The organism is Modicisalibacter coralii (genome assembly GCF_004117855.1).
Taxonomy (GTDB): Bacteria; Pseudomonadota; Gammaproteobacteria; order Pseudomonadales; family Halomonadaceae; genus Modicisalibacter; species Modicisalibacter coralii.
In genome coordinates, this window is record NZ_QWBW01000052.1 from 1 (window position 1) to 17,640 (window position 17,640).

Here is a 17,640-nt window from a genome sequence, read left to right on the forward strand (position 1 = left end):
AGCGTTCCCAGACACCCGCTTCCTGCCAGTCGCGCAGGCGCCGCCAACAGGTCACGCCGGAACCGCAGCCCATCTCTTGAGGCAACATCTCCCAAGGGATACCCGAGCGCAGGACGAACAGGATGCCTGTCAGGGCTGCACGATTGGAAACGGGAGGTCGGCCGCCACGCGGCTTGGGCTGAGGCGGAGGCAGTAGCGGCTCGACGATAGACCAGAGTTCATCGGATACGATCTTCTTAGCCATGCCCAAAATCTAGGAATGGCTAGAGCCGCTTTCAAGGTTTTGAAAGGCGCACTAAGCCAGTTCATTCGCCGTGATTGCTCGCTCGCTCTGAACGGTGATACGCCCGTCCATAGGGATCCCTGTTAATCAAAGGAGGGCATGGTCGTCAACCGACCCTCGCCTCGCCCGGTGTTTGCCCGGTCGCGCGTTTGAACGCGCGGCTGAAGGCGGCCTGGGAGCCGTAGCCCAGCTGCCAGGCGATCTGATCGATGGAGAGGCGTTTCTCGCGGAGCCACTGCGTGGCGAGTCGCATCCGCAGTTGCGTTACGTAGTCCAGCGGCGAAACGCCGAGGGTACTGCGGAAACGTGCCGCGAAGGCCGACCTTGAACTGCCCATTTCCGATGCCATGTCGGCCACGCTCCATTGGCGTCCTGGTTCGCGGTGGACGGCGACGATCACCCTGCCCAGGCGCGGGTCGCGCAGCGCCTCGACCCAACCGCCGATTTCCCGACAGCCGCATTCGACCCAGCCGCGTACGATACTGGCGGCCACCACGTCCGCGAGCCGCGACAGGATGCCGGCGGCACCGGCCCGGTTCAGGCACGCCTCGCGCTCCATCGCCTCGAGCATCGGCAGCATTTCCGGATAGCGCGACAGCAGCGTACCCACATGCATCACGGCGGGCATCATCGAGATCAGTGGTTGCATGCCGCCAAGATCGAACCGCATACAGCCGCTGAACAGACGCACGCCCTGGCCTTGCTCGAAGCGCGACGAGCCGTCGTCGATACAGCTGAACGAGTCGCAGAGCGGGATGGCGTCGATCTGCTCGATGTCGCGACTTTCCACCCCGGGGGAGGAGAGCAGGCAGTGATACCCGCCGCGCGGCAGTAACACCGCGTCGCCGCTCTCAAGCCGCTGGTCCTCGTCGCCGATTCGCAGGATCGCTGAACCTTGCGCGATGAAATGAAATTGCGCGCAGAGGGCATCGGTATCGAAGGCGATGCCGAACGGCGCTCTCATCTGCATTCGCCGGTAGTTCAAGCCGGACAGACGCATCCCGAGCAACAGGGTGTTGATCCACTCGCTGGACTCCTCGTGCGGCAACTGACCAACCGATGGCGGCGTGTCGGTCGCTCGGATATCGGGGGATGGGGTGCGCGGGTCCGGAGCGGCCGGCTGGGGCATGGAGGGGGTCGTCATAATCTTGGACTCAGGATCAAAGATTCTGGATCTTTGATGATAGCCGATCTTGCGGTGCAACTTTAGCCTACGCAGCATCTCAATGAACAATGGATGTTTCACATGACCACGAACGACTCGCAGGATACGCGCCCGACGGGAGCGTCCCGAGGCGCCTGGAGCGCCGTCTTCTCGTTGACGCTGGGCGTTTTCAGCCTGGTGATGGCCGAGTTTCTACCGGCCAGTCTGCTGACTCCGATGGCGGACTCGCTGGCGATCAGCGAAGGCCAGGCCGGCCAGGCTGTCACCGCCACCGCCGTGGTGGCGCTGCTCTCCGGTCTGCTGGTTACTGCTGTGACCCAGCGACTTGATCGTCGCCATGTGCTGCTGGCGTTTTCCGGGTTGATGATCGCCGCCAATCTACTGGTCGCCTACTCGCCGGATCTGATCTGGCTATTGGCCGGGCGTGTGCTGCTGGGACTGGCACTGGGCGGATTCTGGGCGCTCTCCGCCGCTACCGTCATGCGACTGGTGTCTGAGCACGACGTGCCGCGCGCGCTGTCGCTGCTTTTCGCCGGAGTCCCCATCGCCACCATCAGTGCCGCGGCGCTGGGCAGCTATCTCGGCGACCTGATCGGCTGGCGCAGCGTTTTTCTGCTCGCGACGGCGATCTCGGTGCTGACGCTGATCTTCCAGTACGTCACCTTGCCGACCATGACGCCGGAGCGTCCCGCGCCGCTGGGCACGCTGGTGAGCGTGATGAAACGACCGAGCATGATGGTCGGTATCGTGGCCATCCTGCTCGTGTTCTGTGGCCATTTCGCCTTCTTTACCTATGTCCGTCCATTTCTCGAGGGCGTGTCGCACATGGGGATCAATGCGCTTTCATCGACCCTGCTGGCGTTCGGGGTAGCGAACTTCCTCGGCACCTTGGTTGCGGGGTATCTGCTCGAGCGCAGCCTGCGTCTAACGCTGCTGCTGATGCCGTTGGTCATGGGCGCGCTGGGCTGGTTGATGGCAACGCTGGGCGGCTTCTCGATGGGGACCGATGCCCTCATGGTCGCGCTGTGGGGCTTGGCCTTTGGCGCCGTGCCGGTGGCCTGGTCGACCTGGATCACTCGTGTCGTGCCGGATGAAGCCGAGAGCGGTGGTGGCTTGATCGTCGCCTCGATCCAGCTGGCGATCGCCCTGGGGGCGGCGCTGGGGGGCGTTGTCTTCGGCATCGGTGGCGTGCTGGCCGTCTGCGCCACTGCCGGCACGTTGCTGTTGGCCGGTGCGGCGCTGGTGGTGGCCGGGGTGGGTACGCGGCCGGTGGCCATCGCCACCGAGGCATGTGCTGTGCAACGGTCAGCCTGCAGGAGTTGACCAGCGACCGTCTGCTGATCGAATACAAGCGTCTCGACCTGCTGATCGGGCGGTTGATTCATGTCAGTCAGTCCAACTCGTTCGGCGTCGAGCACCTGCGCGACGAGCCGCTGTCGACGGCCGCGCGGGTACTGATCGAGCATCTGCGCGAGCTGGCCCGTCGGGCGCCCGAGGGCAATGATGGGTAGCTGTTTTCCGGCCCGAAACGACGACGGGACGGCCGAAGCCGTCCCGTCGGGGTCATGTGCCGGTGGTGATCCGTCGGCGCTCAGCCCTCGCGCCGGCCGTCGACCAGCCGCTTGAGATCGAGCGGATTGGCCTCCTTGAGTGCCTCGGGACGCAGTGCGTCCGGCAGGTTCTGGTAGCACACCGGGCGCAGGAAGCGATGGATCGCCGCCGTGCCCACCGAGGTGGTGCGCGAGTCCGAGGTCGCCGGGTAGGGCCCGCCGTGGACCATGGCGTGGCACACCTCGACCCCGGTCGGCCAGCCGTTGACCAGGATGCGCCCGTGCCAAGCGCTCGATGCTCGATCATCACGAGTCGCGACCCGAGCCGTCACGAGGTCGTGTAGATGGCCTCGTAGCGCTCGCGCAACTGGTTCTTCTGCACCTTGCCCATGGTGTTGCGGGGCAGTTCGTCGACGAAGAACACCCGCTTGGGCTGCTTGTACTTGGCCAGCCGGCCGGCCAGCGACTCGATCACCTGCGCTTCCTCGAGCGTGGCGCCGGGCCGGCGCACCACCACCGCGGTGACGCCCTCGCCGAAGTCGGGATGCGGCACGCCGATCACCGCCGATTCGACCACCGCGTCGAGTTCGTCGATGATCTGCTCGACCTCCTTGGGGTAGACGTTGTAGCCGCCGGAGATCACCAGGTCCTTGTCGCGGCCGACGATCTGCACGTAGCCGTGCTCGTCGATGCGCGCCAGGTCGCCGGTGATGAAGAAGCCGTCGTCGAGCAGCTCCCCGCGGGTCTTCTCGGGCATCCGCCAGTAGCCGGCGAAGACGTTGGGGCCGCGCACCTCGAGGATGCCGATCTCGCCGTCGGGCACCGGCGCGTGGCCCTCGCGCTGGGTGATGCGGATCTCCACTCCGGGCAGCGGGCGGCCGACGGTGCCGGCGATGCGCTCGCCGTCGTAGGGGTTGGAGGTGTTCATGTTGGTCTCGGTCATGCCGTAGCGCTCGAGGATGGCGTGCCCGGTGCGCTGCGCGAACTCGCGATGGGTCTCGGCGGTCAGCGGTGCCGAACCGGAGGTGAACAGGCGCATGTTGGCGGTCAGTTCGCGGGTCAGGCGTTCGTCCTGCAAGAGCCGGGTGTAGAAGGTCGGCACGCCCATCAGGGTGGTGCCGCGGGGCAGCTCGTCGATGATCGCGTCGATGTCCAGACGTGGCAGGAACAACAGGCTCGCGCCGGCCATCAGGCAGACGTTGCAGGCCACGAACAGGCCGTGGGTGTGGAAGATCGGCAAGGCGTGGATCAGCCGATCCGCCTCGGTGAAGCGCCAGGCCTCGACCAGCGAGGCGGCGTTGGAGGCGAGGTTCCTGTGGGTGAGCATCGCGCCCTTGGAGCGCCCGGTGGTGCCCGAGGTGTAGAGGATCGCCGCCAGGTCGTTGTCGTCGCGCGGTTCGATGGCCTCCACGGGCGCGGCGCGCTGCATGTGCTCGATCAGGCTGCCGTCGACGGCGGTGCCCAGCGAGGCGACCTGGGGGCAGCCGGTCTCCTCGGCGACCCGGCGCGCGCTGTCGAGGTCGTCGGGACGGCAGACGAACAGTGCCGGTTCGGCGTCGTTCAGGAAGTAGCGGATCTCCGCGGCGGTATAGCCGGTGTTGAGCGGCAGGTAGACGCCGCCGAGGCGCAGGCAGGCGAGATACAGCAGCAGCGTCTCGGGGCTCTTGTCGACCTGCACGGCGACCCGGTCGCCGGGGCGGACGCCCAGTTCGTGCAGGGCGCCGGCCAGCCGGGCGGTCGTCTCCAGCGCTTGCCGGTAGCTGTAGCCATGACCGTCGCGGGTGGTGACGAAGGGCGCGTCGCCGCGCTCGCGCATGCGCTCGGCGAAGGTGGCGAAGAGGTTGTGGTTCATTTTACGACGTCTCCTTTGAGCAGCTTTCGCCCACGCCGATCGAGATCGCGCACGCGGGAGGCGCAGGCGATCGTGCCCTCGGTCGTGTATTGCTCGTGGTTGCGTTCGATATCGTCGAGCACGTAGAGGTAGTTGACCATCAGCCCGGCGGCCTGTTCGAGCCCCTTGGCGGAGACGTCGCCGAGCCAGTTGATGCGATGCAGCTCGGCGCCGTTGCCGAGGTGGAAGCGGGCCACCGGGTTGAGCGGCAGGCCGTGGCGGTTCTTCGCGTGCAGCAGGTAGCGCGCCGCCAGTGGCTGCACCACGTCCTTGAGCGCCGCGGCGCGTTGCGGGTCGTCGTGCCAGTCGGGATCGCCGAGGTGGGCCAGGGTCTCGCGGGCCTCGTCGTCGAGCGGCGAGTCCTCGCCGAGCTGGGTGCTCTCCAGCCACTGGCGAAAGCCCGGCACCGGCGACAGGGTCACGAAGTGGCGCAGGTTGGGCAGCTCCTGCTTGAGTTCCTGGACCACCTGCTTGATCAGGAAGTTGCCGAACGAGATGCCGCGCAGCCCGGTCTGGCAGTTGCTGATGCCGAAGAAGGCGGCGGTGTCGGCGATATCGGCATCGTCGACGTCGCGCCGGGTGCTGTCGAGGATCGACTGGATCTGGTCCGGCAGGCCCTTGTGCAGGGCGACCTCGACGAAGATCAGCGGCTCGTCGCCGATCGCCGGGTGGAAGAAGGCGAAGCAGCGCCGGTCGCGATCGTCGAGGCGCCGGCGCAGGTCGTTCCAGTCGTGGATCTCGTGGACCGCCTCGTAGCGGATGATCCGTTCGAGGATCGCCGCCGGGGTGTTCCAGTCGATGCGCTTGAGGACCAGGAAGCCGCGGTTGAACCAGGACGCGAACAGGTGCTTGAAGTCGGCGTCCAGGGCGCGCAGCTCGTCGCCGCCGTCGAGCATGCCGAGCAGGTCCTCGCGCATCTTGACCAGTTCGTGGGTGCCGCCGCTGGTCAGGTTGAGCCGGCGCAGCAGCTCCTGGCGGCGTGGCTCGCAGGCGTCGAACAGTGTCTGCAGGTCGCGGTTGTCGCGCGACTCGCGGTAGCTGGCGTAGGCGCTGTCGACCCGCTCCGGGTCGGCCGAGAAGTCGCGGGTCAGGCGCTCGAAGAAGCGGCGTTTCTCGGCGGCGTCGAGCCGGCCGTAGCGCTCCAGGGCGCGGCTCGCCAGGGCGATGCTCGAGGCCTCGCCGTCGCTGTCGAGCAGCTGTCGGCAGGCCTCGATGAGCTGGGCATGATCGGCCGGTGCGTCGCCGCCGGCGCGGCGCCGACGCAGCGCATCGCGGCGGGTGATGGTGCTGAACAGATCCTGCAGGAAGCTGGTGTTCATGGTCGCGACTCCGATGCGGTTGTCAGCCGAGGATCAGGTCGGGAAGCCAGGTGGCGATCCCGGGGAAGAGGCACAGCAGCACGATGCCCACCACCATGCACAGGGCGTAGGGCAGGCTGCCCAGCAGGATATCCTTCAACGCGATGTCCGGGGCGATGCCCTTGATGATGAACAGGTTGAGCCCCACCGGCGGGGTGATCAGGCCGATCTCCAGGTTGATGGTGAGGATCACCGCGAACCAGTAGGGGTCGAAGTTGGCCGAGAGGATGATCGGCAACAGGATCGGCGCGGTCATCACGATCACCGCCACCGGCGGCAGGAAGAAGCCGGCGACCAGCAGGAACAGATTGATCACGGCCAGCAGTACCCAGCGATTGACCGCCAGGTCGGCGATCGCCCCGGCGACGGTCTGGGTGATGTACAGCGAGGAGAGCGCATAGGCGAAGATCTCCGCCGCGGCGATGATCAGCATGATCATCACGCTCTCGCGCAGGGCGTCGCGCAGGATCACCAGCAGCGGCTTGGCCTGCCACATGCGATAGACCACGATCGCCAGGGCCAGGCACAGGAAGGCCCCGGCGCCGGCGGCCTCGGAGGGCGTGGCGAGTCCGCCGTAGAGGGTGAAGAGGATCCCGGTGACCACGGCCAGGAAGGGCAGCACCCGCACCAGCGCCTTGAGGTTGCCTTCGACGTTGCGCTTGATCGCCGCGCCGGCGTCGGCCATGGGGCTGCCGTAGCCCCCCGCCAGCTTGCAGGCGATCAGCGTCCAGGCCATGAACAGTCCGGCGAGCATCAGCCCGGGCAGGGCGCCGGCCATGAACAGGCGGCCGATCGAGGTCTCGGTGGCGATACCGTAGACGATCATGGTCACCGAGGGGGGAATCAGGATCCCCAGGGTGCCGCCGGCGGCGATGCAACCGGCGGCGACACCGTCCGGGTAGCCGCGCTTGCGCATCTCGGGAATGCCCAGCTTGCCGATCGCTGCGCTGGTGGCGGGCGAGGAACCGGACAGCGCGGCGAAGATCGAGCAGGCGCCGATGTTGGAGATCGCCAGCCCGCCCGGCACGCGGCCCAGCCACAAATCCAGCGAGCGGTAGAGATCGCGGCCGGTGGGCGACGAGGCGACCGCGGCGCCCATCAGGATGAACATCGGAATGGCCACGAAGCCGAACGAGGCGATGCTCTCGAAGAAGGTCTCGCCGAAGTAGGTCAGCTCGCGCATGCCGCTGCCCAGCACCAGGGCACCGAGCGATACCGCGCCGAGGGCGAAGGCGATGGGCGTGCCGATGGCCATCAGCACGAACAGGGCGAGGATGACCAGGATGCCGCTGGTGATCGGGTCCATGTCAGGTAGCTCCTCCGCTCTGTTGTTCAGTGTCGACGGCACGCTCGCCGCGCAGGATTTCCGCGATGTACTGCAGCGTGAGCAGGCTGGCGCCGACGGCCAGCGGCAGCAGCGCCGGCCATAGCGGGGGGTTCCAGACCGTGCCGGTGGTCCAGCCCATCCCATAGGCTTCGAGGAAGTAGTGCCAGCCGCCGTAGGTCAGCGCCATGCAGAAGGCCAGGCCGACCAGCGCGGCGAGCCCGCGCATGATCTGCCGCGCTCTGCCACCCAGGGTGTCGGGCAGTACCGTGACCGCGACGTGACCGCCGGTCATCAGCACGTAGGGCGCCCCGAACAGCATCGACGCGGTGACCGCGAAGACCGCGAATTCGGTCTGCCAGGTGGTGTTGTCGCCGAGCGCCGAGCGCACGAAGATCATGTGACAGACGGCGAGCACGCCGATCACCAGCAGGGCGCCGGCGAGCACGGCGGTGGCGATCGACAGGCCGTCCATCAGGCGGATATAACCGCCGACCAGCCCGTGGCGAGGGCCCGTCGAACGGGCTTGAGCGTGTGGCATGACACCCTCCGGCGTCGCAGCAGGCGGGGCTGCCTCGCGCGAGGCAGCCGGGTGGACGGCGTGGTCGAGGGGCGCGGCATCGAGAGAGGGCTTCATGGCCGCCTCAGTCGACGGCCAGCGCGGCGTCGATCAACTGCTGACCGTTGGGCACCTTCTCGGCGAAGGATTTGTAGGCGCTCTGCTTGGCGACGTCGAGCCAGGCCTGGAAGTCCTCGGGCGACATGGTCACCACCTCGACATCGTGCTCCTTGTAGACGTCGACGAGCTCCTGATCGAGATCCGCGGCCTGCTTGGCGAAGTAGGCCTCGGCCTTCTCGCCGGCGTCGGTCAGCGCCTGCTGCTGCTTCTCGTCGAGCTTCTGCCAGCTCTGCTCGGAGACCATGATCGGCTCGTACATGAACCACAGCGCGTTCTCGCCGGGGGCGGTCAGGCAGTCGGCCTGCTCGAAGATGCGGTAGGAGACCAGCGAGCCCGAGGACGTATTGGCGCCGTCGAGCACGCCGGTCTGCATCGCCGTGTAGATCTCCGAGGAGGACATCGAGGCGATTGACGCGCCGGCGCTGGCGAGCATCTCCTCGAAGGCCGGCCCGGCGGCGCGCAGGGTCTGGCCCTCGACGGTCTCCGGCGAGGTGATGCACTGCTTGTCCGAGACGAAGCCGCCGGCCAGCCAGGCATCCGAGAGCACGCGGGCGCCGGCATCGTTGATCACCGTCTTGATCATGTCCATGAACTGGGAATCGTTGAGGCGCTGGGCCCGGTCGTGGTTGCGTACCAGACCGGGCATCAACGTCGCCGAGAACTCCGGGTGACGGCCGCTGGCGTAGTCGAGCGGCAGCGCGGTCATGTCGAGACGGCCGCGGACCAGCGCCGACCACTGTTCCTTGGCGCCGAACAGCGATTCCGCGGGATAGACCTGCACCTTGAGGTCGACGTCGGCCTTGGCCACCTCGTCGGCGATCATCTGCACCATCTTGTCGCGGACATCCCCCTTGGGGAACTGGTGCGAGGCACGCAGTGTCGTTTCCGCGGCGGCATTGCCGCCGACGACGGCGCTCAGGCCGAGGGTGGCGAGGGCGATCTTGAGGGAGGTTTTCATGGCGTCTCCTGAACTTGTTGTTGTGTAATATGTATCAGCGATGCTGATGTATACTTTAATAGGCGGTCCGGAATACCCGTGTCAAACCGGGGCAGGTAGACCTTGGTGGCAGCACGGCGATGCTACCGCTGCACCGTGGTGAGGGCGCCGAGGCGACGACCTCGGCGCCGCGAAGAGGGGAGGCAGCCGTGAGCGGCAAGAAACCGTCGAACGCCCAGCGTCTCAAGGAGTCGCTGGAAAACGACATCATCAACGGGCGGCGCGCCCCGGGGGAGCGGCTCGACCCCGAGGCGCTGGGCAAGCAGTACCAGGTATCGCGCACCCCGGTTCGCGAGGCGATCCAGCAACTGGTCGCCAGCGGCCTGGTCACGGTGTCACCCAAGAAGGGCACCTTCGTCGCCAAGGTGGGCATCGAGCAGTTGATCGAGATGTTCGAGGTGATGGCGGAACTCGAGGGCATGTGCGGGCGGTTGGCGGCACGGCGTATCACGCCGGAGGAACTCGTCGCGCTTCGTGACGCCCTGACTCGTTGCGAGGCCGCCGCCGAGCTCGGCGATCCCGACGCCTACTACTACGAGAACGAGGTCTTTCACCACGGCATCTACACGGCCAGCCACAACGGCTTCCTGGCCCGCGAGGCGCATCAGCTCAAGCAGCGCCTCAAGCCCTACCGGCGGTTGCAGCTCCAGGTGCGCCACCGCCTGGCGACCTCGCTGGACGAGCATCGCGGGATCGTCGCGGCCATCGAGAGTGGCGACGCCGAACGGGCCGAACGCCAGCTGCGCGAGCACGTGCTGATCCAGGGCGAGCGATTCAGCGACTTCGTGGCCAGCGTCAGGGCGCTGGAGGTCGGCTGAGCCATTCCGGTGGGCGCGAACGGGTTCGCGACGACGGCTATCTTTTGGCCAGCCGAGGGCGGCCTGTCGCTCTGGCACGTTTTCCGGGTGGCTGCCATGTCGGCATAGTTGACCAATTCACTATGGTTTATGGTGAAGGTAATCCGAGTTCAGTCATCGATGGGAGCGCCCATGTTTTCCCCCTTTACCCTGCGTTATGCGCGCCTGCCCGAGCATTTCTTCGCCCGCTTCGATCCCCTGCCGGTCGAGGCGCCCCACCTGGTCGCCTTCAACCGGCCGCTGGCCGAGGAGCTGGGTTTCGATCTCGCGGCCTTCGACGAGCGCCAGGCGACCGAGTGGTTCTCCGGCAATGGGGTGCCGCCCGGTGCCGAGCCGCTGGCCCAGGCCTATGCCGGTCACCAGTTCGGCAACTTCGTGCCCAGCCTGGGCGATGGCCGGGCGGTGCTGCTCGGCGAGGTGACCGACCGCCACGGCCGGCTGCGCGACGTGCAACTCAAGGGCGCCGGTCGCACGCCATTCTCCCGCGGCGGCGACGGTCGGGCGCCGCTGGGCCCGGTGTTGCGCGAGTACTTGGTCAGCGAGGCGATGCACGCGCTGGGCGTGCCCACCACCCGCTCGTTGGCGGCGGTGGCCAGCGGCGAACGGGTCTTGCGCCGCGTGCCCGAGCCTGGCGGCGTGCTGACCCGGGTGGCCGACAGTCATCTGCGGGTGGGGACTTTCCAGTATTTCGCCGCCCGGGGCGATGTCGACGCGCTGCGCACCCTGGCCGACGAGGCGATCGCACGCCATTACCCCGAACTCGCCGAGCGGCCCGACGAGGAACGCTACCTGGCGCTTCTCGAGGCCGTGCAGCAGCGCCAGGCGGCGCTGGTGGCCCGCTGGATGGGCGTGGGATTCATCCATGGCGTGATGAACACCGACAACACCTCGGTCGCCGGCGAGACCATCGACTATGGCCCCTGCGCCTTCATGGAGGCCTACGATCCGCGCACCGTGTTCAGTTCCATCGACGAGCGCGGGCGCTACGCCTACGGCAATCAGCCGGGCATCGTCCAGTGGAACCTGGCGCGCTTCGCCGAGACCCTGCTGCCGCTGATCGACGACGACCGTGAGCGCGGCGTCGAGCGCGCGACCCGGGTCCTCGAGGGCTACTCCGGCCAGTACGATGCCGAGTGGCTGGCCGTGATGCGTGCCAAGCTCGGCCTGGCCCGCGAGGAAGAGGGGGATGTCGAACTCGCCGAGTCGCTGCTCGAGGCGCTGCAGGCCGGCGGTGCCGACTTCACCCTGAGCTTTCGCCAACTGGCCGACGTCGCCGAGTCCGCCGAGGCCCGCCCGGCACTGTTCGAGCTGACCGAGCGTCATGAGCCCCTCGAGGCCTGGCTGGAGCGCTGGCAGGCCCGACTGGCCCAGGAGGACGCCGATGGGGCCGCCATCGCCGCGCGGATGCGCAGGGTCAATCCATGCTACATCCCCCGTAACCACCGGGTCGCGGAAGCATTGTCGGCGGCCTACGAGGGCGATTTCGCGCCCTTCGAGACCCTGCGCGAGGTGCTCGCGCGGCCCTTCGAGGCGCAGCCCGGCCGCGAGGCGTACACGCTGCCGGCGGCGCCGAGCGAGCGGGTGTTCCGGACGTTCTGCGGCACCTGAGAGGGGGATGGCAAGCTGCCGGCACTCGACGATCTCGTACACGCTCTCTGGGGATTCACCTATTGTCCGGTGAATCGGGGTGTGACTAATCTTGAGGGGATGAGTCGCCGCGTCTGTCCGGGTCTGCCGTTACCCGCGGCACCGCGCGCAGAACAACCACAATCGGCGAGCCGGCCGCTGCCGCGCTCGCGCCGTCAGGAGCCGCCAGCATGTCCGTTCGTGAAATCGCCTTGTATATCGATGGCCAGCCCGTTCCCTCGCAGTCCGGTGAGTGGCGCGACGTGGTCAATCCCGCGACCCAGGCGGTGGTCGCGCGGGTGCCGTTCGCCTCGCTGGAGGAGGTCGACCGTGCCGTCGCCAGCGCCAAGGATGCCTTCCGGACCTGGCGCAAGGTGCCGCTGGCCAAGCGCATGCGGATCATGCTCGCCTTTCAGGCACTGATCCGCGAGCACGCCGCCGAGCTCGCCGCGCTGATTACCGAGGAGCACGGCAAGACCCTGCCCGACGCCGAGGGCGAGGTGGGTCGCGGGCTGGAAGTGGTCGAGCATGCCTGCTCGATCACCTCGCTGCAGCTCGGCGAGATCGCCGAGAATGCCGCCAGCGACGTCAACGTCTATTCACTGCATCAGCCGCTGGGCGTGGGCGCCGGGATCACGGCGTTCAACTTCCCGATCATGCTGCCGTGCTTCATGTTTCCGCTGGCCATCGCCACCGGCAATACCTTCGTGCTCAAGCCCTCCGAGCAGGATCCGTCGTCGACCATGCGGCTGGTCGAGCTGGCCCACGAGGCCGGCGTGCCGGCCGGGGTGCTCAACGTGGTTCACGGCGGCCCCGAGGTCGCCGACCGGCTCTGTGACCATCCGGACATCAAGGCGCTGTCGTTCATCGGCTCGACCCGGGTCGGCACGCACATCTACGAGCGTGCCGGTGCCGCCGGCAAGCGCGTGCAGTCGATGATGGGCGCCAAGAACCATTGCGTGGTGATGCCCGATGCCAACCGCAGTCAGGCGATCAACAACGTGCTGGGTTCGGCGTTCGGGGCCGCCGGCCAGCGCTGCATGGCCAATTCGGTGCTGGTGCTGGTCGGCGAGGCGCGTGACTGGCTCGACGAGATCGTCGACCGGGCGCGCCATCTCAAGGTCGGTCCCGGTACCCAGCGCGACGCCGACCTGGGGCCGCTGGTCTCGCCGGCGGCCCGCGACCGGGTGGTCGGGCTGATCGGTCAGGGCGTCAGCGAGGGGGCGACGCTGCGTCTCGATGGCCGCGGGCTGACGGTCGACAGCTATCCGGACGGCAACTTCGTCGGGCCGACGATCTTCGCCGACGTGACCGCCGGGATGACGATCTATCGCGAGGAGGTCTTCGGCCCGGTGCTGTGCGTGGTCGGCGTCGAGACCCTCGACGAGGCCATCGACTTCATCAACGCCAACCCCAACGGCAACGGTACGGCGATCTTCACCAACTCCGGCTGGGTGGCGCGGCGCTTCGAGGCCGACATCGACGTCGGCCAGGTAGGCATCAACGTGCCGATCCCGGTGCCGGTGGCCTACTTCAGCTTCACCGGCTCGCGCGGCTCCAAGCTCGGCGACCTGGGACCCAACGGCAAGCAGGCGATCGCCTTCTGGACCCAGACCAAGACCGTGACGTCGCGCTGGTTCGAGCCGGAGAACGTCTCCCTCGGCATCAACAGCACCATCTCGATGGGCTGAGTCGGCCACCTCTCGCGGTGTGCCGTCACCCCACGAGCAGCGCCCACAGTGCCTGACGCTGCGAGGCGACGATACCCAGCGCCAGCAACAGCAGGGCGAGGCCGGCGAGCCGCTCGATGGTCTTGAGGCCGCGCCCCAGGCGCTGGATCAGCCGTGGGTGCCCCGCCATGCGCGCCACCAGCAGGTCCCAGCCCAGCACCACGCCGACCATCCACACCGCATAGAGACCCTGGATGGTCGGCGGCGTGTCGCGTGCGTTGAGCAGGGCGAACAGGCTGGCGTAGAACAGCGCGTTCTTGGGGTTGAGCAGACCCGAGGCCAGCCCCGCCGCCAGGGCGCCCAGCGAGGCGCTCTGCGAGCCGGCATCGACACTGGCTTGCCCGAGCCGGGTCCGGCCGGCGTGGCGCAGGAAGCTCACGCCCATGTAGATCAAGAAGCCGGCACCGGCCAATTGCAGGGCGAGAAACAACTCGCTGTGCGCGCTGAGTGCCATCAGTCCCAGCAGCGCCAGGGCGATGAAGGCGGCGTTGGCCAGGGCGATGCCGAGACAGGCCAGTGCCGCCGGCCAGCGCCCGCGAACGATGGCGTAACGCAGGATGAGAAAGAAGTCGGGCCCCGGGCTCAACAGGGCGAGGAAGTGCGCCCCGGCGACCAGCAGGAATTGTTGCAGCATGACGGTCCCTCGGTATCCAGGAACCGCCATGTTGACGGACGCCGCCGCCGGGGTATTGAAGAAAAGTGCAGCGACTAGGGAAATGCTGAATAAATCGACGAGCGAGATGAAGCGCGAGGCGCATGGAACGGAGAAAACGAGACATAACATGAAGTTAGGCGAGTTTTCGAGTACCACGCAACGAAGCGATTCGCTCGCGCAGGCATTTATGCAGCGTTTCCTTAGCCGAGGCGATAGCCTCCCGGCGTGCTGGCCACCCGCGCCTTGAAGACGCGCTGGAAGTGGCCCTGGTCGGCGAAGCCGAGTTCCTGGGCAAGATCGGCGAGTGCGGCGCCCTGTTGCAGGCGTTGCCTGGCTCGCTGGATACGCTGATCCAGCAGCCAGGCATGCGGGGTCAGCCCTGTCTCGTGCCGGAACAGGCGAATCAACTGATAGCGGCTCATGGCGTGCCTGCGGGCCAGGGCCGTGAGCCCGGGCGGGTGCGCCAGGGATTGCAGTAGATGGTCCTGGATGGCCTGCAGGCGCGTCGCCACGGGCCGTTTCAGAAGCAGGGCGGCCCCGCCGCGCCAGTGGCGCGCGACCAGGAAATCGATCAGCCCCGCTTGCTTGGTCCTGACGGACGCGCCGGAGAACAGCAGGTCGTTGAGCCGGCAGAAAGCCCGGTAGGCCGTCGGCGAGTCGCCAACGAAGGCCGTCGTGTCGATACCCTCGGTGTCGTCGCCCAGGACATGGGCGACCCAGGCGCGATCGAGATAGAGCATCTGATAGCTCCAGCCGCGGCCGGGCAGGGGATTGCAGGCATGGACCGCATGGGCCGGAATGCTGACCAGGCTGCCGGGCGTCAGAGTGGCGTGCTGGTCGGCGCACTGGAAAAGGCTCTGGCCCTGATCGACGACGCCGATGGAAAGCGTGGGATGGCTGTGGGCGCGATAGCAGGCACGGCTATGGCTGGCGCGGCGGCTTTCGACGAAGGGCAGGGCGGCATCCCGCCAGAATTGGCTCATGCGGAATCCTCGGCGACTCGATGCGAACCATGGTGCCGAAAATCGCCGTCGCGCGCGAGCCTCGTCAGGCCGAGCGCGCGCTTGAGCCGCGTCGTGACTACCGGCCTATTGAAGACACGCGGTGATCCGGCAACGTTCGAGCAACTGGCTCATCGGTTCCAGCTGGCTCTCGTGCAGGATCAACTGCGTCGCTGCCGTGGCCGCTTCATCGGTGGGCAGGACGATGGCGAACTCGCCTTCCTCGAGATGGAACTCGTGGATCTCGCATTCACCCTCGGGGGTCCGGCACAGGATCGAGCGGTAGCTGTCGTCCTCGCCGTAGGTGAGACGGTTGTAGACCTTGAAGAAGGTATAGAGATAGAGGCCCTGTTCGAAGGTCGGCCAGCGGGCCGGATTGCGCCGGGTCTCTTCGTCGATGGGCTGGCCGGTGTCCTCGGCGCGGCGGATGGCGTCGTCGAGCTGGCCCTGCAGCAGCGAGTCGGCATCGCAGGGCGCGGGTTCGATGGCGTCCCGTGCGCTGTCATAGACGGCCGATACCTGCCGGATGTCGTCGATGTCGTGAATCAGGTGGTCGCTGTGGGCGAGGCTGGCCGGGTCGAAATTGCCGTTTTCCCAGCCATGAATCACACGCAGGGTGAGCGTGTCCTGGTTCAGCGCCCGGTCGAGCAGGGCATGCATGGCCAGGCTCAGATGCTCCCAGCGTTCGGGCGTCTCATTGCCGAAGGCCTGATAGGGGTCGTCGAGGATCCGATGCAGGCGTCCCGGGACATGCTCCTTGGCTTCATTGTATTTCATCATGGCTCGTTCTCGATGACTGCTCGTTGCCTGGCATTTTGATAGGGTAGCGTGCCGGTTCGACGCCGATACACTGCTCGAGTGCCGCGCATCGACGAGAGATGAGCGGATAACACGAGTTATCGACATTCGCGCGCGAATCTTTAACGAAATTCCACATTCATTGTCGCCAGGGGAGTCCTGCGAGAGCGGGCTGAGAGTGCGGTCACGACACACCGCTGACCCTGGAACCTGATCCGGTTCATGCCGGCGGAGGAAGTGCGACATGCTTTATGCGACCCTGGCCGCGCTGGGCGCGGCGCTGGTGCTGTTCGCGATTCTGGGGCTGCGCGGCGGCCGCGGTGATCTGCGACTCGATGACTACATGACCGCGCGGAACTCGCAGTCCGCCACCACCCTGGGGCTGTCGTTCCTGGCCTCGGGCATGGGGGCCTGGATCCTGTTCGCGCCCCCGGAGGTCGGTGCCTTCGTCGGCCCGCTGGCGCTCGCCGGCTATGCCGTGGGCTCGGCGCTGCCGTTCGTGGTGCTGGCGCTGTGCGGGCCGGCGATCCGGCGCCGCCTGCCGGCGGGGCGCAGCATCGGCGAGTTCGCTGCCGTGCGTTTCGGCAATGGTGTGCGGCGCTACGTGGCGCTGATCTCGGTTCTCTACATGGCGTGTTTCCTGGCCGCCGAGCTGAGCGCGATCGGCGGTATCACCGCGCTGCTCTCGCCGCTGTCGGGTGGCGTGGTGATCGTCGCCGTGGCGGTGACCACGCTGGCCTACACCGCCTGGGGCGGATTGCGGGCGAGCCTGGCCACCGACCGCTGGCAGGCGTTGCTGTTGAGCGTGCTGCTGGTGGTGGTCGGCAGCGCGGTGCTGGTCGACATGCCGGCGTTGCCGACGAACGCCGCGTTGCCGTCGGTGCCGGCCGGCGAGGCCTGGGGCGTGGCGGTGACGCTGGTGATCGCGGTCACCACGGCGAATCTCTTCCATCAGGGCTACTGGCAGCGGGTCTGGGCGGCTCGTGACGTCGGGTCGCTGGGGCGCGGTGCGCTGCTGGGCGGCATCACCACCGTCGTAGTGGTGGCGGTGATCGGCGGGCTGGGCATCCTGGCGGCGATGAGCGGGGCGAGCCTGGGCACGCCGCCGATGCCGTTCTTTGCCCTGCTGGCCCCAGGTTGGGTATCACTGCTCGCCCTGGTGCTGGCGGTGACGCTGGTGGCGTCGAGCGTCGATACCCTGCAGAACGGCATCGTCTCGCTGCTGGTCGGCGAAAGCGAGCGCGAGACGCGGAGTGGCCTGTCGCTGCGGGGCGCGCGCTGGATCACCGTGGCGCTGATGGTGCCGGCGGTGCTGGTGGCGCTGCAGGGTTACTCGGTGCTGCGACTGTTTCTGATCGCCGACCTGCTGTGTGCCACGGCGGTGGTGCCGGTGATGCTGGGCTTGTGGTCGCGGATGAGCACACACGCCGCCGTGGCCGGGGCGCTGGCCGGCCTGGCGGGGGCGATCCTGCCGGGCTGGATCCTCCGCGGCAGCCTGGGCGATGCCCTGCTGGCGGCGAGCTTTCCCGGCGGCGCGCCGACCCTGGCGCCCTTCGTCGGGGCCCTGGCGGCGTCGGCGCTGGTGGCGCTGCTGGTCGCCGCGCTTCGCCCGCGTCGGGTCTGGCAAGTGGAGTGAGCCGCTTGCGGTGGGCGTGGCGTTTGCGTGGCACCCGGCGGGCTTTCAGACTGGACGCACTATGCTGACACCACAACGAACAGCCCCGAA

The 17,640-nt window shown here is 67.5% G+C and carries 16 protein-coding genes, 1 pseudogene and 1 riboswitch; of the genes and pseudogenes, 6 read left to right on the forward strand and 11 right to left on the reverse strand.

What is annotated here, in order from left to right; translation table 11 throughout:
- Both D0901_RS20295 and D0901_RS20300 read right to left on the reverse strand, forming a co-directional pair.
- The coding region (locus D0901_RS20295; RefSeq protein ID WP_162500872.1) for a transposase at positions 1–244 on the reverse strand (244 nt) is incomplete at its 3' end.
- Positions 245–389: 145 nt separating this feature from the next.
- On the reverse strand, positions 390–1,412 hold the full coding sequence (locus D0901_RS20300) for an AraC family transcriptional regulator (RefSeq protein WP_129142117.1): 1,023 nt from the start codon (positions 1,410–1,412) through the stop codon (positions 390–392).
- 117 nt (positions 1,413–1,529) lie between these two features.
- On the opposite strand from D0901_RS20300, the gene D0901_RS20305 reads away from it, so the two are divergent.
- On the forward strand, positions 1,530–2,771 hold the full coding sequence (locus D0901_RS20305) for an MFS transporter (RefSeq protein WP_129142118.1): 1,242 nt from the start codon (positions 1,530–1,532) through the stop codon (positions 2,769–2,771).
- A complete protein-coding gene (locus D0901_RS21335) occupies positions 2,738–2,959 on the forward strand; it encodes a type 2 periplasmic-binding domain-containing protein (RefSeq protein ID WP_233440481.1) in 222 nt (73 codons plus the stop codon). Before D0901_RS20305 ends, D0901_RS21335 begins: the two co-directional genes overlap by 34 nt.
- Before the next feature lie 80 nt (positions 2,960–3,039).
- On the opposite strand, the pseudogene D0901_RS20315 reads toward D0901_RS21335, so the two are convergent.
- From D0901_RS20315 to dctP, 6 genes and pseudogenes are all read right to left on the reverse strand, one after another.
- A pseudogene (locus D0901_RS20315) lies at positions 3,040–3,279 on the reverse strand (aldehyde dehydrogenase (NADP(+))); the annotation flags it as partial.
- Positions 3,280–3,326: 47 nt separating this feature from the next.
- On the reverse strand, positions 3,327–4,850 hold the full coding sequence (locus D0901_RS20320) for a malonate--CoA ligase (protein WP_129142119.1): 1,524 nt from the start codon (positions 4,848–4,850) through the stop codon (positions 3,327–3,329).
- Positions 4,847–6,208 carry a malonyl-CoA decarboxylase gene (locus D0901_RS20325; protein ID WP_129142120.1) on the reverse strand — a complete coding sequence of 454 codons (1,362 nt, stop codon included), beginning with the start codon at positions 6,206–6,208 and terminating at the stop codon, positions 4,847–4,849. Before D0901_RS20325 ends, D0901_RS20320 begins: the two co-directional genes overlap by 4 nt.
- Before the next feature lie 22 nt (positions 6,209–6,230).
- On the reverse strand, positions 6,231–7,553 hold the full coding sequence (locus D0901_RS20330; protein ID WP_129142121.1) for a TRAP transporter large permease: 1,323 nt from the start codon (positions 7,551–7,553) through the stop codon (positions 6,231–6,233).
- 1 nt (position 7,554) lies between these two features.
- A complete protein-coding gene (locus D0901_RS20335) occupies positions 7,555–8,112 on the reverse strand; it encodes a TRAP transporter small permease subunit (RefSeq protein WP_203234924.1) in 558 nt (185 codons plus the stop codon).
- Between the two features lie 103 nt (positions 8,113–8,215).
- Entirely contained in the window at positions 8,216–9,208 is a 993-nt protein-coding gene (dctP, locus tag D0901_RS20340) for a TRAP transporter substrate-binding protein DctP (protein WP_129142122.1), read from the reverse strand.
- 188 nt (positions 9,209–9,396) lie between these two features.
- Between dctP and D0901_RS20345 the strand changes: the two genes are divergently transcribed.
- The 3 genes from D0901_RS20345 (at position 9,397) to D0901_RS20355 (ending at position 13,421) form a co-directional block, all read left to right on the forward strand.
- On the forward strand, positions 9,397–10,065 hold the full coding sequence (locus D0901_RS20345) for a GntR family transcriptional regulator (protein ID WP_203234925.1): 669 nt from the start codon (positions 9,397–9,399) through the stop codon (positions 10,063–10,065).
- A gap of 171 nt (positions 10,066–10,236) precedes the next feature.
- The gene (locus tag D0901_RS20350) at positions 10,237–11,712 is read left to right on the forward strand and encodes a protein adenylyltransferase SelO (RefSeq protein ID WP_129142124.1); all 1,476 of its coding nucleotides are present in this window, start codon (positions 10,237–10,239) and stop codon (positions 11,710–11,712) included.
- A 209-nt stretch (positions 11,713–11,921) separates the two neighbouring features.
- Positions 11,922–13,421 carry a CoA-acylating methylmalonate-semialdehyde dehydrogenase gene (locus D0901_RS20355; RefSeq protein WP_129142125.1) on the forward strand — a complete coding sequence of 500 codons (1,500 nt, stop codon included), beginning with the start codon at positions 11,922–11,924 and terminating at the stop codon, positions 13,419–13,421.
- 25 nt (positions 13,422–13,446) lie between these two features.
- On the opposite strand, the gene D0901_RS20360 is transcribed toward D0901_RS20355, so the two are convergent.
- The 3 genes from D0901_RS20360 to D0901_RS20375 form a co-directional block, all read right to left on the reverse strand.
- On the reverse strand, positions 13,447–14,094 hold the full coding sequence (locus D0901_RS20360) for a LysE family translocator (protein ID WP_129142126.1): 648 nt from the start codon (positions 14,092–14,094) through the stop codon (positions 13,447–13,449).
- Positions 14,095–14,315: 221 nt separating this feature from the next.
- On the reverse strand, positions 14,316–15,098 hold the full coding sequence (locus D0901_RS20370; RefSeq protein WP_129142127.1) for an AraC family transcriptional regulator: 783 nt from the start codon (positions 15,096–15,098) through the stop codon (positions 14,316–14,318).
- Between the two features lie 105 nt (positions 15,099–15,203).
- Positions 15,204–15,893, reverse strand: coding sequence for a hypothetical protein (locus tag D0901_RS20375; RefSeq protein WP_129142128.1), 690 nt, complete (start codon positions 15,891–15,893; stop codon positions 15,204–15,206).
- 161 nt (positions 15,894–16,054) lie between these two features.
- Positions 16,055–16,169, forward strand: a riboswitch (TPP riboswitch).
- On the opposite strand from D0901_RS20375, the gene D0901_RS20380 reads away from it, so the two are divergent.
- Complete coding sequence (locus D0901_RS20380; RefSeq protein WP_129142129.1) at positions 16,159–17,550, forward strand: sodium:solute symporter family transporter; 1,392 nt, start codon at positions 16,159–16,161, stop codon at positions 17,548–17,550. (Overlaps the previous riboswitch by 11 nt.)
- Positions 17,551–17,640 lie beyond the last annotated feature (90 nt).

Bases quoted from the DNA above. Each gene is read 5' to 3' on its own strand.
- D0901_RS20300 (WP_129142117.1), bottom strand. From the start codon at position 1,412: ATGCCCCAGCCGGCCGCTCCGGACCCGCGCACCCCATCCCCCGATATC.
- D0901_RS20305 (WP_129142118.1), top strand. From the start codon at position 1,530: ATGACCACGAACGACTCGCAGGATACGCGCCCGACGGGAGCGTCCCGA.
- D0901_RS21335 (WP_233440481.1), top strand. From the start codon at position 2,738: ATGTGCTGTGCAACGGTCAGCCTGCAGGAGTTGACCAGCGACCGTCTG.
- D0901_RS20320 (WP_129142119.1), bottom strand. From the start codon at position 4,850: ATGAACCACAACCTCTTCGCCACCTTCGCCGAGCGCATGCGCGAGCGC.
- D0901_RS20325 (WP_129142120.1), bottom strand. From the start codon at position 6,208: ATGAACACCAGCTTCCTGCAGGATCTGTTCAGCACCATCACCCGCCGC.
- D0901_RS20330 (WP_129142121.1), bottom strand. From the start codon at position 7,553: ATGGACCCGATCACCAGCGGCATCCTGGTCATCCTCGCCCTGTTCGTG.
- D0901_RS20335 (WP_203234924.1), bottom strand. From the start codon at position 8,112: ATGCCACACGCTCAAGCCCGTTCGACGGGCCCTCGCCACGGGCTGGTC.
- dctP (WP_129142122.1), bottom strand. From the start codon at position 9,208: ATGAAAACCTCCCTCAAGATCGCCCTCGCCACCCTCGGCCTGAGCGCC.
- D0901_RS20350 (WP_129142124.1), top strand. From the start codon at position 10,237: ATGTTTTCCCCCTTTACCCTGCGTTATGCGCGCCTGCCCGAGCATTTC.
- D0901_RS20355 (WP_129142125.1), top strand. From the start codon at position 11,922: ATGTCCGTTCGTGAAATCGCCTTGTATATCGATGGCCAGCCCGTTCCC.
- D0901_RS20360 (WP_129142126.1), bottom strand. From the start codon at position 14,094: ATGCTGCAACAATTCCTGCTGGTCGCCGGGGCGCACTTCCTCGCCCTG.
- D0901_RS20370 (WP_129142127.1), bottom strand. From the start codon at position 15,098: ATGAGCCAATTCTGGCGGGATGCCGCCCTGCCCTTCGTCGAAAGCCGC.
- D0901_RS20375 (WP_129142128.1), bottom strand. From the start codon at position 15,893: ATGAAATACAATGAAGCCAAGGAGCATGTCCCGGGACGCCTGCATCGG.
- D0901_RS20380 (WP_129142129.1), top strand. From the start codon at position 16,159: ATGCTTTATGCGACCCTGGCCGCGCTGGGCGCGGCGCTGGTGCTGTTC.